The organism is Roseibium sp. (assembly GCF_965216085.1).
Classification (GTDB): Bacteria; Pseudomonadota; Alphaproteobacteria; order Rhizobiales; family Stappiaceae; genus Roseibium.
In genome coordinates, this window is the sequence record NZ_OZ244138.1 from 1,935,938 (window position 1) to 1,959,330 (window position 23,393).

The following is a 23,393-nucleotide window of genomic DNA, read 5'->3' on the forward strand; positions in this document are numbered from 1 at the left end:
TGTTTCCAGACCCGGCATTCGTTTCACAAGCGTGTGATGAACGGGAGTGCAGCTAGACTTTGCCGGCAATCTTCAAGGCAAACGCCTGCACAAGTGCCACTTCCTTCAATCGGTCGAAACGTCCTGAGGCGCCGCCGTGGCCGGCATCCATATTGGTCTTCAGCATCAAGAGGCTGTCACCGGTTTTGGTCGCCCGCAATTTTGCGATCCATTTGGCCGGTTCCCAGTAGGTGACGCGCGGATCTGTCAGGCCTGCCAGCGCCAGAATTGCCGGATACTCCTTGGCTTCCACGTTGTCGTAGGGCGAATAAGAGGCAATGTATTCATATGCTGTTTTGTCGGCGATCGGGTTGCCCCATTCCGGCCATTCCGGCGGAGTGAGCGGCAAGGTGTCATCCAGCATCGTTGCCAGCACATCGACAAATGGCACTTCGGCAATGATGCCGCCGAATTTTTCCGGTGCCAAATTGGCTATTGCCCCCATCAGCATGCCGCCAGCAGATCCGCCTTGCGCAATGATCTTGTCATAGCCTGTGAAGTTTTCGGCAACCAGATGATCGGCAGCTGCAATGAAATCGGTGAAGGTGTTCTTTTTGTTTTCACGCCGTCCAGCCTTGTACCAGCCGAATCCCTTTTCTTTGCCGCCGCGGATGTGAGCAATCGCATAGACAAATCCCCGGTCGACGAGGGAGAGGCAATTGGTGTTGAAGCTGGCTGGGATAGATATGCCATAAGAGCCATAGCCATAAAGCAGCAGCGGCGCCGAGCCATCCAGCGGTGTGTCTTTGCGGTACAAGATTGAAACCGGAACAGTTTCACCATCTGCCGCCGGTGCCATCACACGCCGGGTCACATAATCGCCTGCATCGTGGCCGGAGGGCACTTCCTGTTCCTTGCGCAGCATCCGCTTGCCCGTTTTGACATTGTAGTCAAAGGTTTGCGCCGGTGTCGTCATGGACGAATAGGAGAACCGGATCGTGTCGGTGTCGTATTCATATCCACCGGAGAGGCCGAGAGAATAGGCTTCCTCGTCAAAGGCAACGGAGTGTTCACTGCCGTCTTTCAGATTGCGGATGACAATCCGCGGCAGACCATCTTCCCGTTCCAAGCGGGTCATGAAGGACTTGTAGACGCAATGGGACAGGATCAGGCAGCCGGCATTGTGCGGCACCAGATCGTGCCAATTGTCCCGGCCCGGATTGGCTTTGGGGGCGGTGACAATCTTGAAGTCCTCAGCCTCATCCGCATTGGTGAGGATGTAGAGCTGATCACCATGATCATCGATGGAGTATTCGATGCCGGTCTGGCGCGGCGCAATCAGAACCGGATCAGCAGTCGGCTGATCTGACGGGATCATCCAGACTTCGGACGTTTCGTGATCATGAATGTCGATGACGAGCGTATCGCCGGATTGGGTTTTGCCGACGCCCATGAAGAACCCGGCGTCTTTTTCCTCATATACCAGAACATCGTTTGCGGGGTCTGTGCCGATTTCGTGACGAAACAATTTTGACGGCCGGTGATTGGCATCCAAGCGGACATAGAAGACGAATTTGCTGTCCGCGGAAAACACACCGCCGCTGCCGGTATCCTCAATCGAGTAGGCCAGATCCTTGCCGCTTTCTAGATCGCGGAATTGGAGCGAATAATACTCAGACCCCTTGTCGTCATAAGCCCAAGCAAGCAGCTTGTGATCAGGAGAATGGCTGGCTCCGGCGATTTTGAAATAGGCCTTGCCATCCGCTTCCTGATCGCCATTGACCATGATGGTCTCTTGCCCGCCATCGCGCGGGGTGCGGTAGAAAATCGGGTGCTGGCCGCCGGTTTCATATTTTAGGCTGTAGGCATAGGGGCCGTCGGGGGAGGGAACAGCACTGTCGTCTTCCTTGATGCGGCCACGCATCTCGGAAAACAGCGTTTCCTGAAGCGGCTTTGTCTCAGACATCTGCGCATCTTGATAAGCGTTTTCCGCTTCCAGATAGGCACGAATATCGCCGTCGAGGACAGTTGGGTCTTTCATGACCTCCTGCCAATTGTCGGCGCGCAGCCAGGCGTAATCGTCCTGGCGCGTGATTCCGTGGGTTTCAATTTGGGTGGCACGCGCTTGGGCGCGGGGAGGGCGCATATCGTTTTTCATAAAACCGGAGGTAAGGTGTTTGGATAGGCAAGGCAAGTATGGGATTGAGTGGGAGCTAAGGCTTGCAAACCCATTCTGCCAGCAGTTGCTATTTTTCTTGGATTTTGTTGGGCAGGTTTTTCAAATTCAGTTTTTCACCGGCTGGGGTGCTGCGATTGACGAAGATTGTCGCCTCATCGGGTGCGATCTCGTTTATTGGCACTTGGCTTGGAAGTTTGCCGTTGCGCAAAATCTTGGCTGCGACTTCTGCAGCCGCCTCGCCACGGTTCCAGTAGTTTTCTCCAAATGACAATGAAATACCGCGGTCGACCATAGCAGGAGACGAACCGACGCTCACAGCGTCGTTTGGTATGATCCGGCGCAACAGTTCGCCTTGGGTCATGAAAGACGAGGTTGACGCGACATAGACGACATCGACAATTTCGATCTGTGGCTTCAAAGCCGCGATCTGAGTTTCCAGATCTGCATTGTCCGGTATGAGGCGGAGCAGGGTTGCCTGTTTTTCCATAGCTTCCGCGGCCATCAAGACTTTGTCCGCTTCGTGCGTGGCGTTGACTTCGCGAGGATCAAAAAGGACTGCAATCGTCTTGAAGGGATAAATTTTTTCAACGAGTTGCAGGATCGCGTCTGCCGATAAGGAAAGTTTTGCGCCGGTAGCCCCGTTGGTCGGCGTCTCAATTGAGAAGGTGATCCCGTTGCCGACCGGATCCGTAACAATATTGAAGACCTGAGGGATATTCCCGATGTCGAAGTTCTGCACCGTGACTGTGGTTGTTGTCCCGAATGTGTAGATAAGGTCCTTCTGGGCAATTCTTTTTCGGTTCTCCCGCAAAAATCCGGCAAGATTGGTCACATCTCTCTCTGAGTCAAAGTGTTCGTATTCCACCTCAAATCCCAGTTCGGCCAATTTCGACTTGAAGCCTTGTTCTGCCGGGGTGATGCCGCGCCACGTAAGCATCAAAATGGATTTGGTCTCATCCGCCCAAGCGCTAGAGACCAGCAAAAATGAGAATACTGTCAAAATTCTGAATAGAATTTTCAAGTATGGACCTTCACGATATGTTGCTACTTCAGCGTGTTGTCAGTTTTTCCTCTTGTAAGATATATTATATAACTTAAGCCCTTCTTTCTTTGGAAGGGGCTCTTGAGTGTATTGTTGGCTTGAATATCGGTGATATTATCAAGGTTTTCAGCTTTTCTTGCTGCTCTTGTATTATTACAGCGCGCGAGGCAGGAGTGTTTTGGGACGTCCCTTGATCAAAATTGCAATTATGATGGCCATATTCAGGACGTTCCAGGCAATGCCATTGAGGAACGCAGCGTTATAGGAGCCGGTCAGATCATAGATCCATCCTGAGAGCCAGCCGCCAAGCGCCATGCCGAGAATCGTCGCCATGATGACAAGCCCGACCCGTTGTCCAGCTTCGCGTGCCGGTAGATATTCCCGTACAATCACCGCGTAGCTGGGCACAATCCCACCCTGGCTCAAGCCGAAGATCAACGAAATCAGGTATAGCGATGCCAGCCCATTGAATGGAATAAATAAAAACAAGGCAGCGCATTGCAAGACTGAACCTAGGAGCAATGTTTTTACACCGCCGATCTTGTCTGCGAGCACCCCGGAGACCAGACGGCTGATAACACCAGCAGCCGTCATGATGGCAATCATGTCTGCACCAGGCGCTACGCCATACCCAAGGTCGACACAATAAGCAACGATATGAACTTGGGGCATCGACATGGCAACGCAGCACCCAATTGCGGCAATCACCAGAAGCGCTTGCAGGGCTTGCGGTGACAGGCCAGTCGAGATTTGGCTAAAAGGCGTGGTTTCAGGAGCGGTGCTGAAGGCTGTTTCTGGCGGAGGGCGGCGCAAAAACAGAGCGAGCGGGATCATGCTGAGGAGGCAGATTACCGCGATCAGCAGATAGGTTTCACGCCAGTCATTGGTGGCAAGATTCCATTGGATCAGGGACGGCCAAACAACACCCGCGAGGTAATTGCCACAAGCCGCACAGGCGACCGCAAGGCCGCGGCGCTTGACAAACCAGTGGGAAACATCCGCGACCAGCGGGCCAAAGGTCGCTGAAGTCCCCAGACCAATCAGGACCCCTTGAGCAAGCGAAAAGCTCCAAATGTCCGTTGAGAGTGCAGCGAGCGCAAAGCCTGCGCTCAAGAAAAGAGCCGAGGCGATAACCGGGGGAACAATCCCGTACCGATCGACAAACCGGCCAAGCAGATAGTTGCCAAGGCCGAACCCAATCATCGTCAATGTGTAGGGAAGGGCGGCGCCGGCGCGGTCGATACCGAAATCAACCTGGACAGCAGGCATCACGATCACCACGGCCCACATGCCTGCACCGCCAAGCGTGCTCAACAGTATCGAGATGGCCAGCCTGAACCAGGCATAGGAACCATCGGGCATATAGGGATCAGTGGCGGTAGCGACGGACATTAGCGGTTCTCAAGGACAGGGACGTCAACCTGCCTATCAGGTCCGCTCACAAGCGGCCAATCAATATCTGTGCGGTGATCGACAAGCGTTGTGAATGAGAGGGAATCTGCCGGGAATGCCGATAGGCCTGTTACTGTGCTGATCCTGCATGACCACAGATGGTGACGAGCTCGCGGTTCTCCAGCTCAAAGACGGCGCAGTTTTTTCTGAGTTGCTTGCTATCTACGACGTGTCGGGCAACCGGCGAAGGGAGCTTTTTTCGGTCGAATTCCTTCAAGACGCCTTCGTCAAATCCTACTATCCGTAAAATCCTGCGGGTGTTTGAGGGGACGACGAGGTCCGGCAAATCATCGCTGTTGTAATTGATAATCGCGCTGAGATTTTGCTCCCGCGCGCCAATTTTGTGATTGGAAAAGCCGCCAAGCGAGGCTTTTAGCTTCAGCTCTGTGCCATGCCACTCAGCAAAATAGAGTGTTCCTCCGATATGCGGCGTTTCCACAAAAGCAATCTGGGATTGACCGGTTCCTGCAAAATCTCCAATTCCAGCTATGTTCAGCCACCGGTTTGTTTTGCCAATGGCACGAGAGCTCGCCAGTTCCGTCAAGACACCATCCCAAATGCCGTAAACAGCAACACTTCCGCCAGAATTTAGAAAAGAGCGAATTGTGATGACTTCGGGTTGGCGGTCGTTGTCTAAATCCGAAAGCCTGGGTGTTCGATCTTCAAAAACCTGATCCTCGGGTAAGAAAACTGAGTAGGTCTGATCGTTTGTTTTGAAGTGAAGAGATGCTGCCTCAACAGCATCGCCCAAAATTCCGTGCCGATAGCGGGTTGTTGGAGACCCGTACCAGGCAGAATAGGATTTGTTCTCCAAGTCGAGGCGCGTGATCTCGCCATCCGGTAACCGTTCGTCCGCCCAGCTCGGGCGCAAAAGAGAAAACGTCAAGAGCGACACTCTGAAGAGTACCGCCAAAATAGTTTGGATAGTCACGGTCGCAGTGTCTCTTGTTTGTCCAGGCATTTACTTTGCCGTCTGAATGTTTTCAGCTTGCTGCCCGGTCTTCAAAAGGCAAGCTTCTGTGGCTGTATCCATAGGCACCATCAACTCAACTGTCATACCTTCGATGACCGCATCCTGAACAGATGCGAGCTGGCCAAGAAGAGAGGTTAATCGAAGGGGAGTGCCATCGGGGCCGGAGAACTCGACAGGGACAAACACCGGAACTTCTGTCCAATCGTTATTCTCAAGGCCGTCAAGAAGTCCATCCAGGCGTGCTTTTTCCAACAACTCTGCCAACTCGGGGTCTACAGCTGCCTCCCTATAAAGACGGGCAGCAAAAATGGGAGCGGCCTCTTGCCAATTAAGAACCCGTTCGCGAAAGACCGGCGAGAGGAAAATCTGGAACAGATTTGGCGGTTTGTTCTGCGATTTAACAAACTCGGTCAAAAATAGCGTGCCAGGTAGGTTTGAGCGTAGAATTGTCCATCGTTTGTCGAGCACAAATGCAGGAAATGGCCAATTGGCGAGTAGGCGTTTCTCGATCAAATCGAGTGCGTCCAAAACATCCGGAGAATCTTCAGCGCGGCTTTTGTAAGGGCTCGTAAATCCTGCAGCTTCATAAAGCACATGGCCGCGTGCAACGGATAGAACCAATTCGCGTTCAATCCTCTTCACCATGAAGGGACTTGGGCGCGCGCGGCCAGTTTCAAGAAACGAGATGTGGCGCTGGGTTGAACCCAATTTGTCCGCCAGCACTGCTTGGCTCAATCCACGTTCGCGACGGAGCGATTTTAAGGTGCTGCCAAACGCGTTTGTTTGAGTGTTCATCAACTACGACCCGAGTCTTGCACGAATTTTCTATTCCCTGTGAAGGAATTGAATGCGGATACCGGAACCGTAAGCTCCGGTACAGCAGCCAACAATTCACTTTAGCTGGAGATATAGATGACCACTTGGATCTTTGCCGTTCTTGCCCTTCATCTGGCACAAATCTATTTAAGCGCGGCGATGTATCTGCCGACTGAAGGGCTGATGAGACATGCGGGCGGGCGGGATGAGATGCCCGAGAAGGGGTTGATCACCGGCCGGGCCGATCGAGCGCTGAACAATATGAAAGAGAACCTGCCGTTCTTCCTTGTTCCTGCACTTCTTTCCTATGTTGTTCCCAAAACAAACACCGAACTTGCCGTTCTCGGTGCGCAGGTTTTCTTTTGGGCACGACTGGTGTTTGTCCCTGCGTATCTCAGCGGCATTCCTGGCCCCAGGTCGATCGCATACTCAATTGCGCTGATCGGCAATCTTATGATGTTCTGGGCACTGATTGCCTGAGGACCCAGGATCGCAATTCGACAGGCCTGCTTACAGGGAGCCGTTCACTGTGCGTAGCTGTCGACAATTTGCCAGAAACGCGGGTCCCGCCAGACTTTTGAAACGGCTTCGGAAATCCGGCCTTTGAGCACGGGATGAATGTCCCGATTTGCCGCAAGCCATTGCACACCATGAGACATGGGGGCGCCGATGATCAATTGGTGCGGATCGCGGCCCCTCTTCTTAGCCATGTAACTGGCGCGCATGGACATCGTGTACCAGGCATCGATGCGGCCGGCATGCAGCATGTCTGACATTTGTTCCGCGCTTGCAATTTCAGTCAGGTTGGTGAGACCGTTTCTCTTCAGAATCTTCGCACGGTAGCTGCCGAGGTGGACGCCGATGGTTTTACCTTCTTCAACAGCCGTCTCGAAACTGTCGATCCGCTTGTCCAGGGTAACGAAGGCACTTTCGGTGTAGAGAAGTGGCGCGATATAGGCGAACTTTTCGCTGCGTTTTCTGGAATAGGCGAGGGAAAACAACAGAGAGCCCGGTGTGTTTTCCGCCAGAATTTGGGCCCGTTTCCAAGGAGCAAACCGGATATCAAGTTCAAGTCCCGCTTCTTCTGCCACAAGCTGCATAATTTCGACCGCAATTCCTTGTTCTTGCTTGTTTATGGAAAGCGGCGGGAGGTAGCCCGTATAGGCAATGATCTTGTTATGACTGTGAGCAAGCGCAGACCAGCTCAGAAACACACAAATTCCCGCCAGAACGGGACCTAGGATCCGAAGAATAGGCAAGTGAAATCCCCTGATTGTGCTCATTCCAATCAGGATATTTAACAGTGTCTCTGTAACGGAAACCTAAACAACTGGCCGAAAGTTCTAAGATTTACTAGAGCTTGGCGTTTGGTTGGTAAATCATGAGGTTGAGTAATTGTAAGATTTTCAACTAAAAGATGTGTTACGCTTTGCCGTCTGGCTCGAACTGCATCGCGTGACCATTCATGCAATAGCGCAATCCGGTCGGTGCGGGGCCATCAGGAAAAACATGGCCTAAATGCGCGTCGCACCGGTTGCAGCGGATCTCAGTGCGGATCATCCCGTGAGAATGATCTTCGATTTCCCGGATTGCATCAGGAGTTACGGCTTGGAAAAAGCTGGGCCAGCCACATCCGGCGTCAAATTTCGTGTCTGAGAGAAACAATGGCGCGTTACAGCACACGCAGTCGTACCGCCCGGTTTCGAAACTGTTCCAATAGGGACCGGTATAGGGACGCTCTGTGCCCGATTGCCGGGTGACGTAGAATTGCTCGGGCGACAGCTGAGCCATCCATTCTGCGGTTGGTTTCCTGACTTTATTGCCTTCGTCCTGGCTCATTTTTGTTTCCTCAGCAATAGTTTTGAAAGCACATAAGTAAATGGTTGTGTGCTGACAAGAGCGCAATTACTCGGCTATAGGCCAAGAACACTCATGGCTGATTTGACCCGGTTGCCGCCTTCCTGACGGGCTTGAAAGACACAAGTTTCAGCTGTCGCCAGAAGAAATTCGGAGCTTTCTGAAATGCCTTTATGATCGGCGACAGCACAAGCGGAGCCGACTGAAGCAGTTACTACGCCATCACCTGCAGCGTTGTCTGGGTTAGGGATACCTAAATCCTGCACAGCTACCTGGATATAGGCACTGATCGTTTCAGCGCCCAACTCATGCGTTCGCGGTAGAAGCAGGGCGAATTCGGACATCGCAGTCCGGGCGGCAACATCGGCGGGGCGCCGTGCGGTGTCTTTCAACATATTCGCGACTTTGGATAAGCAGTCTTCGGCAGCGCTTGGCCCGTATTGTTCGGAAAGCGCATCAAATTTATCGAGCGATACCTTAATCAGTGTCGTGTGGGTTTTTTCACGCAGGGCGACAGCCCATTCCCGTTTTAAGGAATCCTCAAAAGCCCTCCGGTTGAAAAGACCGGTCAGCGGATCAGTTTGTGTTGCCGCTTCTAAAAGCCCTTCCAGCTCCTTCCGCCGGGCAATATTTCGGAAAAAGACTGCAAATGCTGTCGGCTGTCCGGTGTCGTCTTCCAAAAGGTGTGCCGTCACCTCTGCCCAGACCAGTGTCCCAAAGGCTGAACGAAGTTGGATTTCTGCATGTGGAAGCTGGGTTTCAAAGTCTGCGCTTCCGGCCAAGATCTTATGAACAACATCAGCATCCGGATTGGGTGGACCAAGATACACAAGGTCACTTAGATGCTCTTGTAGCTTGTCTTTTCCCCAGCCGAATAGACGTTCTGCAGCCGGCGAAACGAACATGATTTCGCCTTCGAGTGTCAATTGAAGAACCGCTTCGCTGCTCAGGCTAATCAATCGTTCAAAATCAATGCCCGGTCGCTGAGAGGACGCTGCTCCGGATGTGTTGTCTCCGTTGTGGTCCAAAGCCATGCTTAGCCTCGCTCATATCCCGCTGACAACGCTACGACAGTAATGAAAGTGAACGTTATTCAAGGCGTTAAATCAAGAGGGCTTTGTGGTCCGATTGCTACTGGTCAATTCCTCTCCGAAGAACATATAGGGCTCTACAGCCAGTGCTTAACCGAGCTTTGGCGGCTTTTTCTGCCGTCGGAGACAAAGTGAGTCAAATTTTAAATACTTTTGTAGAATGGTCCGAAAACACTAGGGAAAACAGTTCTTTTGCACTTACTAAACATAGGAACAAAGGGGCAAAATGTCTTGAAGGGCACACTCAAAATACCTAAGACATGTGCGCATCTCTTTGGCTCGCTATTATCAATGGTATGGGTGTTGATTCGCCAATGTCCATTCTGGCTGTCCCATCGTAAAACTAACGAAAGACCAGCATGACGCCTGCAGTAACCGACGAGACCACGCTTCTGGCTGTGTTAGCGCCGTTCGCGGCCGCTGCCGTTGCTCCTATCCTGACCAAGTGGCTCAAGCACAATGCCGCCTGGCCTTTGGCTGTAATTCCTGCGCTGGTCTTTCTGCATTTTTGCGGATTTGTCGGGCCGGTGTCTAAAGGGGAAACCTTTGTCGCCGCCGTTGCCTGGGCGCCGAGCTATGGTGTGAACTTCTCCGTCTATGTGGATGGATTGTCGGCGCTTTTTGCGCTTCTGATATCGGGTATCGGAACCTTTATTATCCTTTATGCAGGCGGATATTTGAAAGGTCACCCGCAGCAAGGGCGGTTCTTCTCGTTTCTGTTCCTATTTATGGGCGCTATGCTTGGCCTGGTGCTCGGCAACAATCTGATCTCGCTGTTCATCTTCTGGGAGCTGACGTCCATAACGTCGTTCCTGCTGATTGGATTCGATCACTTGAGAGCGGCATCGCGCCGGGCGGCAATCCAGGCATTAGTGGTGACCGGCGGCGGCGGATTGCTGCTGCTGGCGGGCTTCATCTTTATCATCTCGGCGACCGGCGAGATCGAAATGTCGGTTCTTCTGTCGTCACCGGATATTGTCAAGGAGACAGGCCTTTATCTGCCGATCTTCCTTCTGGTGCTTGGTGGAGCATTCACAAAATCCGCACAGTTTCCGTTCCATTTCTGGCTGCCGAACGCGATGGAAGCGCCAACTCCGGTTTCAGCATTCTTGCACTCTGCCACCATGGTGAAGGCGGGTGTCTATTTGCTGATGCGCATGCATCCGCTGCTAGGAGACACAGCGCTTTGGACGACAGTTTTGCCGCTCTTTGGGGGAGTCACCTTGCTTGTCGGCACAATTCTGGCTGTTCGCCAGACAGACCTGAAGTTGATGCTCGCCTATACGACCGTTGCCTCGCTTGGCCTCTTGGTTATGCTGACCGGGACCAGCTACGAAAAGGCCCTGGAAGGGGCGGCTCTTTATTTGCTGGCGCACTCGCTCTTTAAAGGAGCGCTCTTTATGGTTGCCGGCACCATCGATCATGAAGCCGGCACAAGGGACATTACCAAATTGGGCGGATTGCGCTCAGCAATGCCTGTGACCTTTGCTGCCGCGTGCCTTGCTGGTTTGTCGATGGCCGGATTGCCACCATTCATTGGCTTCATTGCCAAGGAAGTCCTCTACTACGGTACTTGGGGCTGGCCGGAGTTCGGTCTTCTGATCACAATCACTGCGGTTCTGGGCAATGCCTTGATGCTGGTGATCGCTGCAGCCGTTGCGATCAAACCCTTCTTTGGACCGAAGATTGAAACACCAAAACATGCCCATGAAGGTCCCGTTCTGCTGTTCGCCGGTCCTGTTGTCCTGTCGGTCACAGGTCTTGTACTGGCTTTCATGGCTCACACGACCGGGATCTTGTTTGTCGGGCCGACCTTGTCGTCTCTTGTGGGAACATTCACGCAAGTTGATCTGCATTTGTGGCCGACCAAGATAAATGCACCGTTGATCCTGTCGTTGATCACGGTTGTCACCGGTGCTGTACTGTTTACTCAACTCGACAAACTGAGAGCGCTGGTCGCGGGTGTACTGACATCCATTGGCTGGGGCCCCGACAAGGGCTTTGACCAAGTCATCGCAAGCATCGTTTCCTTCTCGGGATGGCTGACCCGCCGTCTTCAGAACGGCAAAATGCAGACTTACATGTTCATGACATTTGTCTTTGCCGGTTTTGCAGTTTTGCTGCCTGGTTACCTGACAAACAGTTTCCCAGACATGCCCAAGATTCCGGACTACCGGTTCTATGAGTGGGGCATTTTTGCGATTGCCGTGATGGGCCTGATTGCGGTCTTGATTGCCAAAACACGTCTGACGGCGATCGTGTCGCTCGGAATTCAGGGGTTTGCGGTTGCCGTCATCTTCATGATGTTCGGTGCGCCGGACCTGTCGTTCACCCAGTTCATGGTGGAAACGCTCTCGGTGGTGATCCTTGCTCTTGTAATGACCCGGTTGAACCTTTCTCCCAAGGATCCGCGAACACGCCTATCTGCGCTGGTGACCGGCGTGATTGCCGCCTCGGTTGGCCTTGGTCTGACCCTGACATTGCTGGCCATCACCCAGCAGCCGTTCGACAGCCGTTTGTCTGACTTCTTTACTGAATACAGCCGTGCCATCGCCCATGGCCGGAACATCGTCAACGTGATCCTGGTTGACTTCCGCGGTTTCGATACGCTTGGCGAAATCGCAGTGGTTGCGCTTGCAGGTCTCTGTGTTCTGGCCTTGATCCGAGTGCGCACAAAGCCGGACAAGCCACAACAGGCAGCTGTCCAGCCTAATCCCGGGGAGGCTCGCTGATGCGTACGGTCATTTTCCGCACCTTTGCGCCGTATCTCGCTGCTTTGATGGTGTTGTTTTCCATTTTCGTTCTGTTGCGCGGGCACAATGAACCGGGGGGAGGGTTTATTGGCGGCCTCATTGCAGCTTCCGCTCTGGCGATTTTTGGTATCGCCTGCGGTGTAGCCTCCGTGAGGCGGGCGATTGTGTTTCACCCGATGAGCATTTCCGCTTTTGGCCTTTTCATTGGAGCGCTGGCCGGTCTGCCGTCGCTTGTGTTCGGCCAGGCCTATATGACCAGTCAGTGGCTCATCTTCCATCTGGCGGATGTCGAAATCGCCCTGTCGACACCGCTTGTCTTTGATATCGGCGTCTATCTTGTGGTGGTTGGAGCAATTGGGTCAATTGCCCTTTCCCTGGAAGAAAGGGAGGCGGATTGATGGAAACCATCGTTGTCTACCTGATCGGATTGTTCTTCGCTGTTGCTGTGTATTTGATGATGTCCCGGCAGATTGTCCGGATGCTGCTGGGCGTCGCGATCCTCGGCAATGCGGTCAATATGCTGATCTTCACCAATGGCCGGTTGATCCGTGAAGTTCCGCCTTTGATCCCGAGCCATCTTTACACACCCGAAGTTGCCACCGCGAACCCGTTGCCGCAGGCGTTGGTGCTGACGGCGATCGTGATTTCCTTTTCGTTCTTCGCGTTTCTTTTGGTTCTGGCTTTCCGCGCCTATCAGGAGCTAGGCACCGATGAGGTGGATGAAATGCGCCTGGCCGAACCCGAAAACGACCAATCCCCGCCGCAAGGATACTAAGCTTTATGGCCGGTTCATCCGTTTCCGTTGACTACGCTCTGGCAATGGCCACCGAACCTGTGGCCGCCGGTGATTTCTTTGTGGTCGCACCGTCTTTGATCACGCTCCTTGGCGGCTCTTTGTGTTTGATGCTGCGCAAGCACACCGACTGGCAGGCCCGGCTCGGTATTGGTTTTCTGGCGCTGCTTGTGCTGGCAAATGCCGGGTTGTTGATACGGGTGCTCGATCATGGAGTGATCACCATGGTCATGGGCAGCTGGTTGCCGCCCTTTGGCATTGCGTTTTCGGTCGATGCGCTGAGCGCGACCATGTCCTTTGTCGGGTCCGTCGTTGCATTTTGTGCCGGTCTCTACGGGGCTGCATCGGTCGACAGCACCGGTCGGCGCTATGGGTTTTATCCGTTCCTGTTGTTGCTGATGACAGGGGTCAGCGGCGCGTTTCTGACCGGGGACATATTCAACCTTTATGTCTGGTTCGAAGTGTTGCTGATCGCCTCTTATGGCCTGCTCATCCTGGGCAATGACCGGATGCAGTTGGACGGCGCGGTGAAATATGGCGTGCTCAATCTGATCGGTACCAACTTCTTCCTGATCGCGACCGGTCTTCTTTATGGGATCTTCGGTACCCTCAACATGGCCGATATTGCCATAAAGGTCGCCGCATTGAATGAACCGGCATCCGGGACATTGGCTACGGTCGCAGCTCTCTATTTCCTGGCATTTGCCATGAAAGCAGCGGCCTTTCCGGTCAATTTCTGGCTTCCGGCGTCCTATCATACGCCGAATATTGTCGTTTCAGCGGTTTTTGCAGGCCTTCTGACCAAGGTCGGCGTTTATGCGCTGATCCGTGTGTTCGTGATGATCCTGCCGGCTTCACGCGGGTACATGTCCGATCTGATTGCGCTTGTCGCCATTTTGACCCTGCTAACCGGGGCCTTTGGCGCTTTGGCGCAATCGGAACTCCGCCGGATGCTGGGATACCTTGTTATCGCTGGGATCGGGTCAATGCTGGCCGGAGTTGCTGTTGGCTCCACATTGTCCATTTCTGGCGCCATCTTCTACGCCGTTCATTCCATCATCGTCATGACGGCCCTCTATATGGCGTCCGGGATTATTAACTTGATGGGCGGATCCTATGATTTGCGCGCTCTTGGGGGGCTCTACCAAAAGAGTGCAGCATTTGCCGCGGTATTTTTGGTGCTCGGATTTGCAGTGTCCGGCTTGCCGCCATTTTCCGGATTCTGGCCCAAGGTGATCCTGGTCGACGCAGCTTTTTCCGATGGCCGGTCTTGGCTGGGAGCGGCGATTTTGTTCAGCGGTTTTCTAACCACCTTGGCTATGGGGCGGGTCTGGATCTTTGCCTTTTGGCGCGGCGGACCGGAAGGAACCGCGGACGGGCAGGCGGTCGCGGTGAGGGGGGCGCCGGATAGCGGAACCGCGCTGGCCAGCAGCGCGCTTTGGCTTCCCCTTGGAATTCTGACAGCACTAATCGTCTATTTTGGCCTGCAGCCGGAATGGATGCTTGAACTTTCAACACGCGGTGCCAGCGGGGTCGTTGAACCCTTCGGCTACTTGCGGTCGGTCTTTGGAGATCAGTGATGACAGGTCTCTTTCTCATCAACATTCTTCTCGCGCTTGCCTGGGCAGCCGTGACTGGCAGCTTTGCTGAGATCAACCTTGCCTTCGGCTTTTTGCTAGGCAGCGCTGCGCTTTACCTGATCCGGGAGCAGGTGGGAACGGATGCCTATTTCCGCCGGTTCACGAAATCGATTGGCCTAGCTTTCATGTTTGTGCGGGAACTGGTCAAATCCGCGTGGCGGGTGGCAGTCATCGTGCTGCGCCCTAAAATCGATTTGCAGCCTGGCATTATCGCTGTTCCGCTGACGGTTGATCGGGATTTTGAGATTGCCATGCTCGCGAACCTGATCACCCTGACCCCGGGCACGCTGTCGGTGGATGTGTCCGACGATCGTGGCACCCTTTATGTCCACTGCATCGATGTTCCAGATCCGCAGGAAACGATTGACGACATCAAGAACGGCTTTGAGCGCAAGATTCTGGAGGCGTTCCGATGACCCAGTATGAAGAGTTCTCTGCCAGCTTTCTCGATTGGTCGGTTAATGCCTCGCTTGCGATTCTGACCGTCGCATTTCTCATCATCGTCTATCGGACGGTAAAGGGTCCCAGTTTGCCGGATCGGGTTGTTGCGCTCGACATGCTGGTCGCCGTTGGGATCGGTTTTATCGCTGCGATTGGTGTCCTGACCGACTACCATCTTTATATCGACATAGCCATCACGCTTGGTCTTGTCGGCTTTCTGGCAACAGTTGCCTTTGCCCGTTTTATTTTGCACCGGGGGCTGGCAGGTGACGAAACCATCGCGCAGGAAGTCAAAGAAAGTATTGAACGCCGGGAGGCAGGCCAATGACCGCCCTGATTGAGATTCTAACCGGCATAATGCTTGTCATCGGAGCTTCATTTGCCCTGGTGGCTTCTATCGGCCTCATACGCTTAAAGGACGTCTATATGCGCATGCATGCGGCGTCAAAGGCGGGAACTTTGGGCTCAGGTCTGATGCTCATTGCGCTGGCTATTTATGCAACTGACCTTGCGATTGCTACGCGGGCTCTTGCAGGTGTAGTGTTTTTTCTGCTGACGGCTCCGATATCGGCGCATCTCTTGGCAAAAGCGTCCTATGCCGCAGGTTACCGGGCCTGCGCAGACACCAAAGAGGATGCGTTGGCAGAGGTCATACGGCCTAATGACACTTAAATGAGACGGAAAGTATGGTCTCGTAGGCATAGAATGACCTTGCGGTAATACTTTTTATCGAATGCGGATACAATGACTGGGAAATGATCATTATTTCCCATGTCTCATTTTTTATTGCATCCATTGTTGTTTTATTTGGAATTTGGGCTTGTCTGTACGCGTTACCATCTATATAAGGCTGTCACAGGCACCTGCAAAGTAGAGTCTTTGCCGATTCTCGCGCTCGTAAGTATCCTTATTCTTGTGTTCACTTACGGTGTTTGGAGTTGCAGGTAATCATCGCCACAGATTCGAATTTCAGTAGAGAACAGGTGTGAAATGACTGATAATCTGGTCGAAGCAAATTTGATTGACCTTACTGCCGACATTGTTTCCGCATATGTGAGCAACAATACCGTTGCGTCAACAGATCTTCCAGGTCTTATCAACGAAGTATATGGTGCTCTGCATAAAACGGCGGCCGCTTCGAATGAGCCGGAGCCGGAGCCGCTGAAACCAGCAGTGCCGGTCAAGAAGTCTGTCATGCCGGATTACATCATCTGCTTGGAAGACGGTAAGAAGTTCAAGTCGCTCAAGCGCCATCTGCGCACGCACTACAACATGACACCGGAAGAATACCGCGATAAGTGGGATCTGGCTGCCGATTATCCGATGGTTGCGCCTAACTATGCCGCTGCTCGGTCCGAGTTGGCAAAGAAAATGGGTCTGGGCCAGCAGCGTAAGCGCGCCAAGTAATCTGTCAATAGATTATAGTAAAACAAAAAAAGCCGCCCAAATTGGGCGGCTTTTTTCGTTTTTTGGTTCGTTTCTATCTTATTGCGAAAATAGCAATTCAATCCAATGTTTGTTCAAAACAGGCTCCCTATGCGCTTCTGAATATTAAGGTTGTGAAATAACTTATCCACCTCTATGAATTGCAGCGCTAGAATGTAGGAAAATAAGCCTAGCGGCCGTGGGTAGGGAGAACACCGGTTTCCATATTGAAGCTTCTATTGAGAGAAAGCCCGGAGCCGGAGTTCCAGATCTTTGACAGTCTTTGTGTTCACAACAGGGAGTGACAACATGATTGGGAACCGGGGAGGGAATTTTCTAATAGTGTCGGCGGATGTGGAGAAAGAGCCGCACCGCCTGCTTGCTGCGAATAGGCTGGCCGCCCATTTGCATTTGGCCGAAGGTTATGTCTCGCGCGCTTTCTGTATTAAACCGCACGACTTCTATATTGTTACCCGTGGCCCAAAGCATGTTGCAGAAGCGCGTCAATTGATCATGTATCTTGCGCATGTGGAGTTTGGGTTGCCTTTGGCTGTTGTCGGTCGAAAGTACCAGCGTGACCGCTCGACTGCGTCCTATGCCTGCAGAACCATAGAGCACAGGCGGGAAGATCCGTTTTTTGACCAGCTTGTCAGTGAGATCGAAGAACTGATCACGTTAAGAAAAGACCCTTTGTTTGGTTCGTTTGTGTGGAGGGCAAAGTGAGTTTTGTCGAAACCTCCACATCTGAAAGCCGGCAAAATCGGGTTCGCCTATTGCGTAACTTATCGGCGCCAGGCGCAAAACTAATGCGCAGGCAGATGAAGGACCAGATTTCATGGGTTCTCATCCGCTCTGGTGGCGGGGTTCGTACGGCTTGGTGTGACAACCTTATCAAGCAAGCGCTTGCCTCAGGTGTTGTTGATCTCAACACAAAGGAAGAATGCAGAATAACTAAGGCGGGACGGGCGGCGCTTCGAAGGGCTTTGAGCGGAGCTGAGGCTTATTCGGATCAGCATCGGACCATTAGCTACCAGCAGAAAACGGAAGATTCTGCTTCGAAACGCCGGCCTGCTCCAATACGTACCAAAACAAATCTCGATGAGAGTCCATTGGCCCGGCTTGCCGTGCGGAAAGGTAAGAATGGCAAAGCGCTGCTCGAACCCGAACAAGTCCGGGCCGGAGAACGTTTGCGCGCCGATTACACCTTTGCGGCCATGATGCCGGCGATTGGTCAGGGGTGGCGGACGGAACGGATCGATTCCGGTCCGGCGCGATCGGGGCTCAGGGACTTAAGCGATGATGTTCTGTCAGCGCGCCAGCGGGTTGAGCGGATTTTGGCTAGTATGGAACCAGTTCTAGCCGGTGTGCTTGTCGACGTTTGTTGCCACCTGAAAGGTCTTGAGAAAGTCGAAGAAGAGCGCGGCTGGCCGGCGCGCTGCGCCAAGATCGTCCTGCAGATTGGGCTGTCAGCACTCGTGGAGCGTTATGGCGAAAAAACCCAGGCTGCCGCCGGGCGGGGCCACATTCACACTTGGCAGGCAAAATAGGCTGAGATCAATTGACGGACAGCTTAGGCGGCTGCCAAAGCAGCCTCTGCATCTGCCCGGATTCGCCCAACCATTGAACGTAGGCCGTTGGAGCGTTGCGGGGTGAGGTGTTCTTGTAAGCCCAGCTTTTTAAAAATCGCTTCCACATCGATGCTCAATATGTCAGCGGCTGTCTTGCCGTTAAAGATCGCGGTCACAATAGCGACAAGACCTTGTACGATCAGAGCATCACTGTCGCCGCGGAATATGAGCACCGGCACACCGTCGGTGTTTTTTTCTATACTTGTGATCAACCACACTTGTGAGACGCAGCCACGAACCTTGTGGTCTTCACTGCGTTCCGCATCTGAAAGCGGGGGCAGCTCCTTGCCCAAGTCGATCAGATATTTGTAACGGTCTTCCCAGTCGTCCAGGAACTCGAAACTTTCCAGGATGTCATCAAGTGTTGTTTTCATGATCCGGGTCTTAAATGCTGTCTATGCGCTTCATATAGCCCGCTCATGACATCCTGCCTATCCTGGCAGCGACGATTTTCTCAGTGAAATGGCAAAAAATATCAGGCGAAAGACAAAGAAACGCCGCAGACGAAATGGGCAGCTGTCCGTCTGCGGCGTAGCGGAAAACGTCCGCTGAAGTGAAGCCGTCCTTTGCGATGCGGTTGCACCGCACGAGCGGGGCGCAATCAACCACTCGTAACGTTCTGGAGGTCGTCGGAACGCCTAGTGGTTTTACTCAGGTTTTTGGCCCTGAGCGGGGTTTGGGCCGCGGTGTTGGCCCAATTTCGGTAGTCTTGTCTTGAGCGTCCGCTGCCACAGTCTCAAATGCCGGATATTCAATCTGTACAGATTGATCCGATGTCGGCTGAACGTTTGTCGAGCCTGTGATCATCGTGTCGCGGGAGGTGTCCTCGGCAACCTGTGTGTCCAGATACTCGTATACAATCCGGGCACCATCGCGGGCGCGGCTGCCGATAGCGGTCAGCGCGTTTCCACCTGTCTCGCATGCCACGGGATTGCGATCACAAAATCCGCCGATGTCCGATACTGTCGCTTGCGCAGCAAGGTACGCTGAGACAGGGTTGACGGATTCAACGGGTGTACTCTCCTCTTCCGACCCAATCGGAATAAGGACCAGCACAAGTGTTAGCCAAAAGGCCGTTCTCAAAAGAAAGAACATTGCTGCTACCCATAGTTCTTTTCACATTAGGTGTGCCTTGTTGAGCTGTTGGCACACTCGTTATGAAACAGACACTAGCAGCGACATCAGAACGTCCGGTTGAACCGGAAATGCCAATTTTCATAAAATAAAACATGCATTTAAGACAAGTTTTCTGAGAATTTGATTCAAATTTGAATGAATTTCAGTCAAGCCCCTGAAAAAAATGAAAATAATGCAATTTTTGGACGAATGGGACTTATCCTTTATCGTTCCTTAAGCGGTGCGGGCGAAAATGCCGATAACAGTTTTGCGGGCCCGATTCCCGCGTGTGTATCGGTAGTATGTTTTGAGTAACTATCTGAAGTTTTTGGGAAATGCCTGGGAGGTCTGGGCGAGCCGGGTTGATGGAATGATTCACCCGGAGGCTGTGACGGATCCGTATTGCGGGCCGCTTCATAGATCCTTCCTTTTAGGATGTTTTTTTTCCGGTGCCATTGCACTTCTTGTTTTGCCGCTTCATTTGGCATTGGCCGGTGCGCCTCCAGCAGCCGCCGTGCTCATGATTACCTGGATGCTCAGCCAGTGGCCTTTGGCGCTGTATCTTTCCCGATCCGGCAACTTGGAGCGGGCGATTACACTGTCAGCCGGACTGTTTGCCGTGTTCACGGCTGCCATTTGTGCATTGACGGGCGGGGCCAGCTCCTTTGCTGTGATTTGGTTGTTGATTCCGTGTTTGGAAGCCGCGTTTGCGTCTCGGCGCAGGACTGCGATGGTGGTGACTGGTTTCTGTGGCGTTCTCTATCTGTCTTTGCTGGCGTTTTCCGGCAGCTTTTCTTCGATGATGGGTGTTCTATCCAGTGTTGAACCTGTCGCGGTTCTGGGCGCTTTGATCTATGCGGGGACACTTGTCGTTCGTTTGATCGGTGACCGGCAACGGAGCCGGATTTTGCACAGAGTGTCTCTGGATGACTTTCAAACATTGAACCAAACTTTGTCCGGGATTGTCTGCAAGGTTCAAACCTCGGGCGAGGTGCGGCTTCTTGCTGGTCCCGCGAGGCAGTTGTTTGGTGCTGCTTTTGCCTCAGCTGGGCCGGATTGGATCTTTGCGCGTTTGCATGTCACCGACCGTCCGCTTTATTTGACCCGGCTATCCGAAGCCCGCCACAAAGGGCTGGTATCCAATTTGGAAGTTTTAATCCGCACTTGTCCGGAAGACGGAGAAGAACCAAACGGTATTCAATATTCCAAAATGGCGGTCCGATTGGCGCCGCTTGGTGATCTTGGGAGGGGCTCCCAATGCAAAGCCGAAGGCAGGTCTGTGCTGATTGCTTTGGACCCGATCAAAGACGCGGATCAGATTCTGCCGACAAATGCGGCGGATGTTGCGCGTATTTCGGCTGGGAATGAGCTGCAGCCAGCAGAAGATGCCTGGCAGCCTGAAACACTTATGAAATCGGCATAGGTGGTTCATGGCGAAGCAGGGGAAACGATCGAAAAAGCAAGAGCCACCGGAAACCATGATGAGCCGGGCCGGCCATGTCGCCCGGGATAATCCAGTTGCGGCCGGCGGGACGGTTGTCATGGGGTTGACGGCGTGCCTGATCATAGCGAATGCGGTTGGCCTGCAGCCCGGGCGTCATCCGGCACCCTATTATTCCACACGCGCGTGGCCCGATACAGTTCAAGTGCCAGAACCCGATGGGCGCCGTGGCCTTGTACCCGTGCAGGAGATTTCCACCCTCGTTCTGGACCTTCAAATATCTTTGCGCAAGCTGGGTCTTTATGTTGGGCCGCTTGATGGCGTCAACGGCCCGGCGACGGAACGGGCGATCCGTGCATTTGAACGTAGAGCCGGGAGAGTTGAAACCGGTCAGGCGAACGAAGGCCTCCTGGCACTGGTGCTTTTGCATGGCGATGATCCGGTCGCCTTGGATGCACCGCCGGTTCCGCGTACAAAGCCGCGTGCGTCTGGAACAACGTCTGTCGCTGTTGATCAAGAGGTTGCTGGCAGTGTTGATGCAGATCCCAAGCTTAAAAAAATCCAATACGCGCTTTCCCAACTTGGGTACGGTCCTCTGATTGCCGATGGCGTGATGGGGGGCAACACATCTGCCGCGCTTCGGCGGTTTGAGCTGGACAGGGGATTGCCGGAGACAGGTGAACCCAACCCGGAAACGCTTGAACGGCTGGAAATGGTCAGCGGTCAGCGCTTTGACCGGTAATATGCAGGAGGGCGGGCGCCGGGACGCGTCGCAATCCGGAGGTGGTCATGCGGGTTATTTCTGAACTATTTGTCAGTGCACTGGTTCGTCAAACGTTTTCTGACAATGGCTTTGCCGCGGTTACCCGCAAAGGCGCAGCTGAAGCTGGCGCGATACTCGTGATCATTGATCTCCGAAACGGCCGGTACGATCTCTACGCGCCCGCTCCTCAAGCCTTTTTTGACGATGGCGATCAAGGTCGTCTGTTTGAACAAGTGCTATCTTCCGTTGAACGTGCCGACATTGAAACCCGCCTGGAGCGGGAGGCGCGGATGGATCCGGACTTCTGGGTCGTCGAGATCGAAGCGGCCGATGGCAAAGTGGATCTGCCTTTGGCGAAAGATCAAGATACCCCAAACCCGGCAGATGCCTTCTTCCGTCTATAAGTATTGGTGCGCTAGCCCGTGCTTTGCCGCGTGCGTGCAGAAGACTGCGTTCCTGTCCCCGAACGATGGGGTCTGGTGTCGCGGGCGAGCCGGTCCTGGTCTTGGTACTGAGCTGCATGCCGGGTTGTCTTTTTCTGGTCAGACGGCGGTTGTTCCCCAAGCAAGGTCCAGGAGGCAACCAGAGCTTCAGCCGCCGCCAAACTTAGGTTCCGGTGCAGGAAAAGCAGTTTTCGAATGTCCTGTATCGGGAGGCGCTCGCCAAGAAGACGGATCAAGACAGTCGCGGTATTAGCCCGGGACATGCCAAGTGCCTTTAGAGCAATCACCAAGGCCTCGCCTTGATCCTCTTGCGGCATCATATGGCTGATCGAACTGGGAAGACCGAGCCCTTGCCCGAGACAGTCGGCAAACCGGGTCCGTTTTTGAAGGTTAGCAGCCTTCAAAAGCGCACCGTGCAGACGTAAGCGAGCCGTGTCGATGGCAGGGATTTTTGCCTGCAAAGGTAATTGCGCCTGCTTGATCAGGCCCATGGTTTCGGCTGTTGCTATGGCCTTGGCCCGCAAAGAGGCAGGCAGGTAGAGAAACTGGCTCATCAAGCTTTCAGCGTTCAAAGCCTGGCGGCTGGACAATTCTTGTCCGAGGTCTGCGATAAGATCGCTGCGCCGGCCAAGCTGCTCCATATGACTCTGGTTCAGAGTGAGATCGTTCCGGTCCAAAAGAAAGCGAATGGTATCTGTACTGCCATGATCACAGAGTTTAACCAGAATCACTGGTTCCAATGCGTTGCGGCCAGCAATCGCCTTACGGGCCGTCTCCGGACCGGCTTTGACTATTTTTTTTAACAGATCCACAGAAAGCGAAGAACTGTGCCGAAGAACTGGATAAGCCGTGAGGGCGTCATCGTCACCGGCAAGCAACTCTAAGAGTTCTCCTGGTGTGTCCGGATGGGATGCCAGCATATTGGCAATCTGGCGCCGGTCCCTAAGAGAAGCCGTTGGCAGTAGGTTTTTCGAAAGTTCCAGAAAAACTTTTATTTCCTGCGTGTTATGGCCGTTTCGTCCCGCGAAAAGTTCTGCGGCAGAAAGCAGAATTCCATCGTCTGCTGACTGTGTGGAAGGCGTTTCGGGAGTTTGTATTGAGGTCTGCACAGTACGTTGGAACCGTTCTCTGGCGGCGTATGACACCTGAAAAAACACAAATTAACGGCGGATAAGTCCGTCTCCATTCCTTCAATTTGGACCAAAACCGTTAGCATGTTGTTAACCTGAACGGCAGCTTAATGAGGCCACAGGTAGTATCGCGTCACCCAATTGACCGTTTCCGCTGCCCATCGCTCCAGCGGAAGCTGGAACCGAAGGAGGAGACGATGGGCACATTGTTAGATTTTGCTTCAGCACCACGGCCGACGGCCAGAGTTGGTTGCCGTCCAGCAGGGCGCCGCGTACAGGACCGGGATGGTTTTGGACAAGTTATCCTCTTCCCAGGTGTCCGCTATGAGCACCATGACCTTGATCTTGGCGCACGAATCAACACCATCGGAAAGGCTGCTGGACCTGCTGCGTCCGACAAGGACTGACGTTCGAGCCTCTCTAGCTGCACT

The 23,393-nt window shown here is 53.4% G+C and carries 26 protein-coding genes; 15 read left to right on the forward strand and 11 right to left on the reverse strand.

Annotated features, from left to right (window positions below):
- Positions 1–52: 52 nt before the first annotated feature.
- From ACOOFE_RS08880 to ACOOFE_RS08900, 5 genes are all read right to left on the reverse strand, one after another.
- Entirely contained in the window at positions 53–2,137 is a 2,085-nt protein-coding gene (locus tag ACOOFE_RS08880; protein ID WP_420414629.1) for a S9 family peptidase, read from the reverse strand.
- A gap of 88 nt (positions 2,138–2,225) precedes the next feature.
- Positions 2,226–3,095 carry an ABC transporter substrate binding protein gene (locus tag ACOOFE_RS08885; protein ID WP_420414630.1) on the reverse strand — a complete coding sequence of 290 codons (870 nt, stop codon included), beginning with the start codon at positions 3,093–3,095 and terminating at the stop codon, positions 2,226–2,228.
- 258 nt (positions 3,096–3,353) lie between these two features.
- On the reverse strand, positions 3,354–4,592 hold the full coding sequence (locus tag ACOOFE_RS08890; protein ID WP_420414631.1) for an MFS transporter: 1,239 nt from the start codon (positions 4,590–4,592) through the stop codon (positions 3,354–3,356).
- 130 nt (positions 4,593–4,722) lie between these two features.
- The gene (locus ACOOFE_RS08895) at positions 4,723–5,583 is read right to left on the reverse strand and encodes a hypothetical protein (RefSeq protein WP_420414632.1); all 861 of its coding nucleotides are present in this window, start codon (positions 5,581–5,583) and stop codon (positions 4,723–4,725) included.
- 30 nt (positions 5,584–5,613) lie between these two features.
- Positions 5,614–6,420: a helix-turn-helix domain-containing protein gene (locus ACOOFE_RS08900; RefSeq protein ID WP_420414633.1), complete on the reverse strand. Its 807-nt coding sequence runs from the start codon at positions 6,418–6,420 to the stop codon at positions 5,614–5,616.
- Positions 6,421–6,537: 117 nt separating this feature from the next.
- Here ACOOFE_RS08900 and ACOOFE_RS08905 point away from each other — a divergent pair, with 117 nt between their 5' ends.
- The gene (locus ACOOFE_RS08905; RefSeq protein ID WP_420414634.1) at positions 6,538–6,921 is read left to right on the forward strand and encodes an MAPEG family protein; all 384 of its coding nucleotides are present in this window, start codon (positions 6,538–6,540) and stop codon (positions 6,919–6,921) included.
- A 44-nt stretch (positions 6,922–6,965) separates the two neighbouring features.
- On the opposite strand, the gene ACOOFE_RS08910 is transcribed toward ACOOFE_RS08905, so the two are convergent.
- The 3 genes from ACOOFE_RS08910 to ACOOFE_RS08920 form a co-directional block, all read right to left on the reverse strand.
- Positions 6,966–7,700, reverse strand: a complete 735-nt coding sequence (locus ACOOFE_RS08910) for a substrate-binding periplasmic protein (protein ID WP_420414635.1) — start codon at positions 7,698–7,700, stop codon at positions 6,966–6,968.
- 163 nt (positions 7,701–7,863) lie between these two features.
- Entirely contained in the window at positions 7,864–8,280 is a 417-nt protein-coding gene (gene msrB, locus ACOOFE_RS08915; protein WP_420414636.1) for a peptide-methionine (R)-S-oxide reductase MsrB, read from the reverse strand.
- Positions 8,281–8,354: 74 nt separating this feature from the next.
- On the reverse strand, positions 8,355–9,332 hold the full coding sequence (locus tag ACOOFE_RS08920) for a GGDEF domain-containing protein (protein ID WP_420414637.1): 978 nt from the start codon (positions 9,330–9,332) through the stop codon (positions 8,355–8,357).
- 416 nt (positions 9,333–9,748) lie between these two features.
- Between ACOOFE_RS08920 and ACOOFE_RS08925 the strand changes: the two genes are divergently transcribed.
- From ACOOFE_RS08925 to ACOOFE_RS08970, 10 genes are all read left to right on the forward strand, one after another.
- A complete protein-coding gene (locus tag ACOOFE_RS08925; protein ID WP_420414638.1) occupies positions 9,749–12,121 on the forward strand; it encodes a putative monovalent cation/H+ antiporter subunit A in 2,373 nt (790 codons plus the stop codon).
- Positions 12,121–12,540 (forward strand): Na+/H+ antiporter subunit B, encoded by a 420-nt coding sequence (locus ACOOFE_RS08930; RefSeq protein WP_141186110.1) that lies wholly within the window; start codon positions 12,121–12,123, stop codon positions 12,538–12,540. The genes ACOOFE_RS08925 and ACOOFE_RS08930 overlap by 1 nt, the downstream gene beginning before the upstream one ends.
- Positions 12,540–12,917, forward strand: coding sequence for a Na+/H+ antiporter subunit C (locus ACOOFE_RS08935; RefSeq protein ID WP_420414639.1), 378 nt, complete (start codon positions 12,540–12,542; stop codon positions 12,915–12,917). The genes ACOOFE_RS08930 and ACOOFE_RS08935 overlap by 1 nt, the downstream gene beginning before the upstream one ends.
- Before the next feature lie 5 nt (positions 12,918–12,922).
- On the forward strand, positions 12,923–14,515 hold the full coding sequence (locus ACOOFE_RS08940) for a Na+/H+ antiporter subunit D (protein ID WP_420414640.1): 1,593 nt from the start codon (positions 12,923–12,925) through the stop codon (positions 14,513–14,515).
- Positions 14,515–14,991 carry a Na+/H+ antiporter subunit E gene (locus ACOOFE_RS08945; protein WP_141186113.1) on the forward strand — a complete coding sequence of 159 codons (477 nt, stop codon included), beginning with the start codon at positions 14,515–14,517 and terminating at the stop codon, positions 14,989–14,991. Before ACOOFE_RS08940 ends, ACOOFE_RS08945 begins: the two co-directional genes overlap by 1 nt.
- Positions 14,988–15,344: a cation:proton antiporter gene (locus ACOOFE_RS08950; RefSeq protein ID WP_141186114.1), complete on the forward strand. Its 357-nt coding sequence runs from the start codon at positions 14,988–14,990 to the stop codon at positions 15,342–15,344. The genes ACOOFE_RS08945 and ACOOFE_RS08950 overlap by 4 nt, the downstream gene beginning before the upstream one ends.
- Positions 15,341–15,688 (forward strand): monovalent cation/H(+) antiporter subunit G, encoded by a 348-nt coding sequence (gene mnhG / locus ACOOFE_RS08955; protein WP_141186115.1) that lies wholly within the window; start codon positions 15,341–15,343, stop codon positions 15,686–15,688. Before ACOOFE_RS08950 ends, mnhG begins: the two co-directional genes overlap by 4 nt.
- 318 nt (positions 15,689–16,006) lie before the next feature.
- On the forward strand, positions 16,007–16,423 hold the full coding sequence (locus ACOOFE_RS08960) for a MucR family transcriptional regulator (protein ID WP_141186116.1): 417 nt from the start codon (positions 16,007–16,009) through the stop codon (positions 16,421–16,423).
- Positions 16,424–16,750: 327 nt separating this feature from the next.
- Entirely contained in the window at positions 16,751–17,164 is a 414-nt protein-coding gene (locus tag ACOOFE_RS08965) for a helix-turn-helix domain-containing protein (protein ID WP_420414641.1), read from the forward strand.
- The gene (locus ACOOFE_RS08970) at positions 17,161–17,988 is read left to right on the forward strand and encodes a DUF6456 domain-containing protein (protein WP_420414642.1); all 828 of its coding nucleotides are present in this window, start codon (positions 17,161–17,163) and stop codon (positions 17,986–17,988) included. The genes ACOOFE_RS08965 and ACOOFE_RS08970 overlap by 4 nt, the downstream gene beginning before the upstream one ends.
- A 23-nt stretch (positions 17,989–18,011) precedes the next feature.
- Here the strand turns inward: ACOOFE_RS08970 and ACOOFE_RS08975 are convergent, their stop codons facing one another.
- Together ACOOFE_RS08975 and ACOOFE_RS08980 are read right to left on the reverse strand one after the other, a co-directional pair.
- Positions 18,012–18,443, reverse strand: a complete 432-nt coding sequence (locus ACOOFE_RS08975; protein ID WP_420414643.1) for a SufE family protein — start codon at positions 18,441–18,443, stop codon at positions 18,012–18,014.
- A gap of 277 nt (positions 18,444–18,720) precedes the next feature.
- Positions 18,721–19,164: a DUF5330 domain-containing protein gene (locus ACOOFE_RS08980; protein ID WP_420414644.1), complete on the reverse strand. Its 444-nt coding sequence runs from the start codon at positions 19,162–19,164 to the stop codon at positions 18,721–18,723.
- A 391-nt stretch (positions 19,165–19,555) separates the two neighbouring features.
- Between ACOOFE_RS08980 and ACOOFE_RS08985 the strand changes: the two genes are divergently transcribed.
- The 3 genes from ACOOFE_RS08985 to ACOOFE_RS08995 are packed head-to-tail and all read left to right on the forward strand — an operon-like array spanning position 19,556 to position 21,793.
- Positions 19,556–20,608, forward strand: a complete 1,053-nt coding sequence (locus ACOOFE_RS08985; protein ID WP_420414645.1) for a hypothetical protein — start codon at positions 19,556–19,558, stop codon at positions 20,606–20,608.
- A 7-nt stretch (positions 20,609–20,615) separates the two neighbouring features.
- Complete coding sequence (locus ACOOFE_RS08990) at positions 20,616–21,368, forward strand: peptidoglycan-binding domain-containing protein (RefSeq protein WP_420414646.1); 753 nt, start codon at positions 20,616–20,618, stop codon at positions 21,366–21,368.
- Between the two features lie 47 nt (positions 21,369–21,415).
- Positions 21,416–21,793 (forward strand): DUF1491 family protein, encoded by a 378-nt coding sequence (locus tag ACOOFE_RS08995; protein WP_420414647.1) that lies wholly within the window; start codon positions 21,416–21,418, stop codon positions 21,791–21,793.
- 11 nt (positions 21,794–21,804) lie between these two features.
- Here ACOOFE_RS08995 and ACOOFE_RS09000 read toward each other — a convergent pair whose 3' ends face one another.
- Positions 21,805–22,752 carry a DUF2336 domain-containing protein gene (locus tag ACOOFE_RS09000; RefSeq protein WP_420414648.1) on the reverse strand — a complete coding sequence of 316 codons (948 nt, stop codon included), beginning with the start codon at positions 22,750–22,752 and terminating at the stop codon, positions 21,805–21,807.
- A gap of 407 nt (positions 22,753–23,159) precedes the next feature.
- Between ACOOFE_RS09000 and ACOOFE_RS09005 the strand changes: the two genes are divergently transcribed.
- On the forward strand, positions 23,160–23,369 hold the full coding sequence (locus tag ACOOFE_RS09005; protein ID WP_420414649.1) for a hypothetical protein: 210 nt from the start codon (positions 23,160–23,162) through the stop codon (positions 23,367–23,369).
- Positions 23,370–23,393 lie beyond the last annotated feature (24 nt).

Excerpts from the sequence above, each read along its gene's own strand:
- ACOOFE_RS08920 (WP_420414637.1), bottom strand. The coding sequence starts at position 9,332 with ATGGCTTTGGACCACAACGGAGACAACACATCCGGAGCAGCGTCCTCT.
- ACOOFE_RS08925 (WP_420414638.1), top strand. The coding sequence starts at position 9,749 with ATGACGCCTGCAGTAACCGACGAGACCACGCTTCTGGCTGTGTTAGCG.
- ACOOFE_RS09000 (WP_420414648.1), bottom strand. The coding sequence starts at position 22,752 with ATGCTGGCATCCCATCCGGACACACCAGGAGAACTCTTAGAGTTGCTT.
- ACOOFE_RS08965 (WP_420414641.1), top strand. The coding sequence starts at position 16,751 with ATGATTGGGAACCGGGGAGGGAATTTTCTAATAGTGTCGGCGGATGTG.
- ACOOFE_RS08905 (WP_420414634.1), top strand. The coding sequence starts at position 6,538 with ATGACCACTTGGATCTTTGCCGTTCTTGCCCTTCATCTGGCACAAATC.
- ACOOFE_RS08890 (WP_420414631.1), bottom strand. The coding sequence starts at position 4,592 with ATGTCCGTCGCTACCGCCACTGATCCCTATATGCCCGATGGTTCCTAT.
- ACOOFE_RS08990 (WP_420414646.1), top strand. The coding sequence starts at position 20,616 with ATGGCGAAGCAGGGGAAACGATCGAAAAAGCAAGAGCCACCGGAAACC.
- ACOOFE_RS08960 (WP_141186116.1), top strand. The coding sequence starts at position 16,007 with ATGACTGATAATCTGGTCGAAGCAAATTTGATTGACCTTACTGCCGAC.
- ACOOFE_RS08995 (WP_420414647.1), top strand. The coding sequence starts at position 21,416 with ATGCGGGTTATTTCTGAACTATTTGTCAGTGCACTGGTTCGTCAAACG.
- ACOOFE_RS08950 (WP_141186114.1), top strand. The coding sequence starts at position 14,988 with ATGACCCAGTATGAAGAGTTCTCTGCCAGCTTTCTCGATTGGTCGGTT.
- ACOOFE_RS08880 (WP_420414629.1), bottom strand. The coding sequence starts at position 2,137 with ATGAAAAACGATATGCGCCCTCCCCGCGCCCAAGCGCGTGCCACCCAA.
- ACOOFE_RS08980 (WP_420414644.1), bottom strand. The coding sequence starts at position 19,164 with ATGTTCTTTCTTTTGAGAACGGCCTTTTGGCTAACACTTGTGCTGGTC.
- ACOOFE_RS08935 (WP_420414639.1), top strand. The coding sequence starts at position 12,540 with ATGGAAACCATCGTTGTCTACCTGATCGGATTGTTCTTCGCTGTTGCT.
- ACOOFE_RS08975 (WP_420414643.1), bottom strand. The coding sequence starts at position 18,443 with ATGAAAACAACACTTGATGACATCCTGGAAAGTTTCGAGTTCCTGGAC.
- ACOOFE_RS08885 (WP_420414630.1), bottom strand. The coding sequence starts at position 3,095 with ATGCTTACGTGGCGCGGCATCACCCCGGCAGAACAAGGCTTCAAGTCG.
- ACOOFE_RS08945 (WP_141186113.1), top strand. The coding sequence starts at position 14,515 with ATGACAGGTCTCTTTCTCATCAACATTCTTCTCGCGCTTGCCTGGGCA.
- ACOOFE_RS08900 (WP_420414633.1), bottom strand. The coding sequence starts at position 6,420 with ATGAACACTCAAACAAACGCGTTTGGCAGCACCTTAAAATCGCTCCGT.
- ACOOFE_RS08985 (WP_420414645.1), top strand. The coding sequence starts at position 19,556 with ATGATTCACCCGGAGGCTGTGACGGATCCGTATTGCGGGCCGCTTCAT.
- mnhG (WP_141186115.1), top strand. The coding sequence starts at position 15,341 with ATGACCGCCCTGATTGAGATTCTAACCGGCATAATGCTTGTCATCGGA.
- msrB (WP_420414636.1), bottom strand. The coding sequence starts at position 8,280 with ATGAGCCAGGACGAAGGCAATAAAGTCAGGAAACCAACCGCAGAATGG.
- ACOOFE_RS09005 (WP_420414649.1), top strand. The coding sequence starts at position 23,160 with ATGGGCACATTGTTAGATTTTGCTTCAGCACCACGGCCGACGGCCAGA.
- ACOOFE_RS08930 (WP_141186110.1), top strand. The coding sequence starts at position 12,121 with ATGCGTACGGTCATTTTCCGCACCTTTGCGCCGTATCTCGCTGCTTTG.
- ACOOFE_RS08940 (WP_420414640.1), top strand. The coding sequence starts at position 12,923 with ATGGCCGGTTCATCCGTTTCCGTTGACTACGCTCTGGCAATGGCCACC.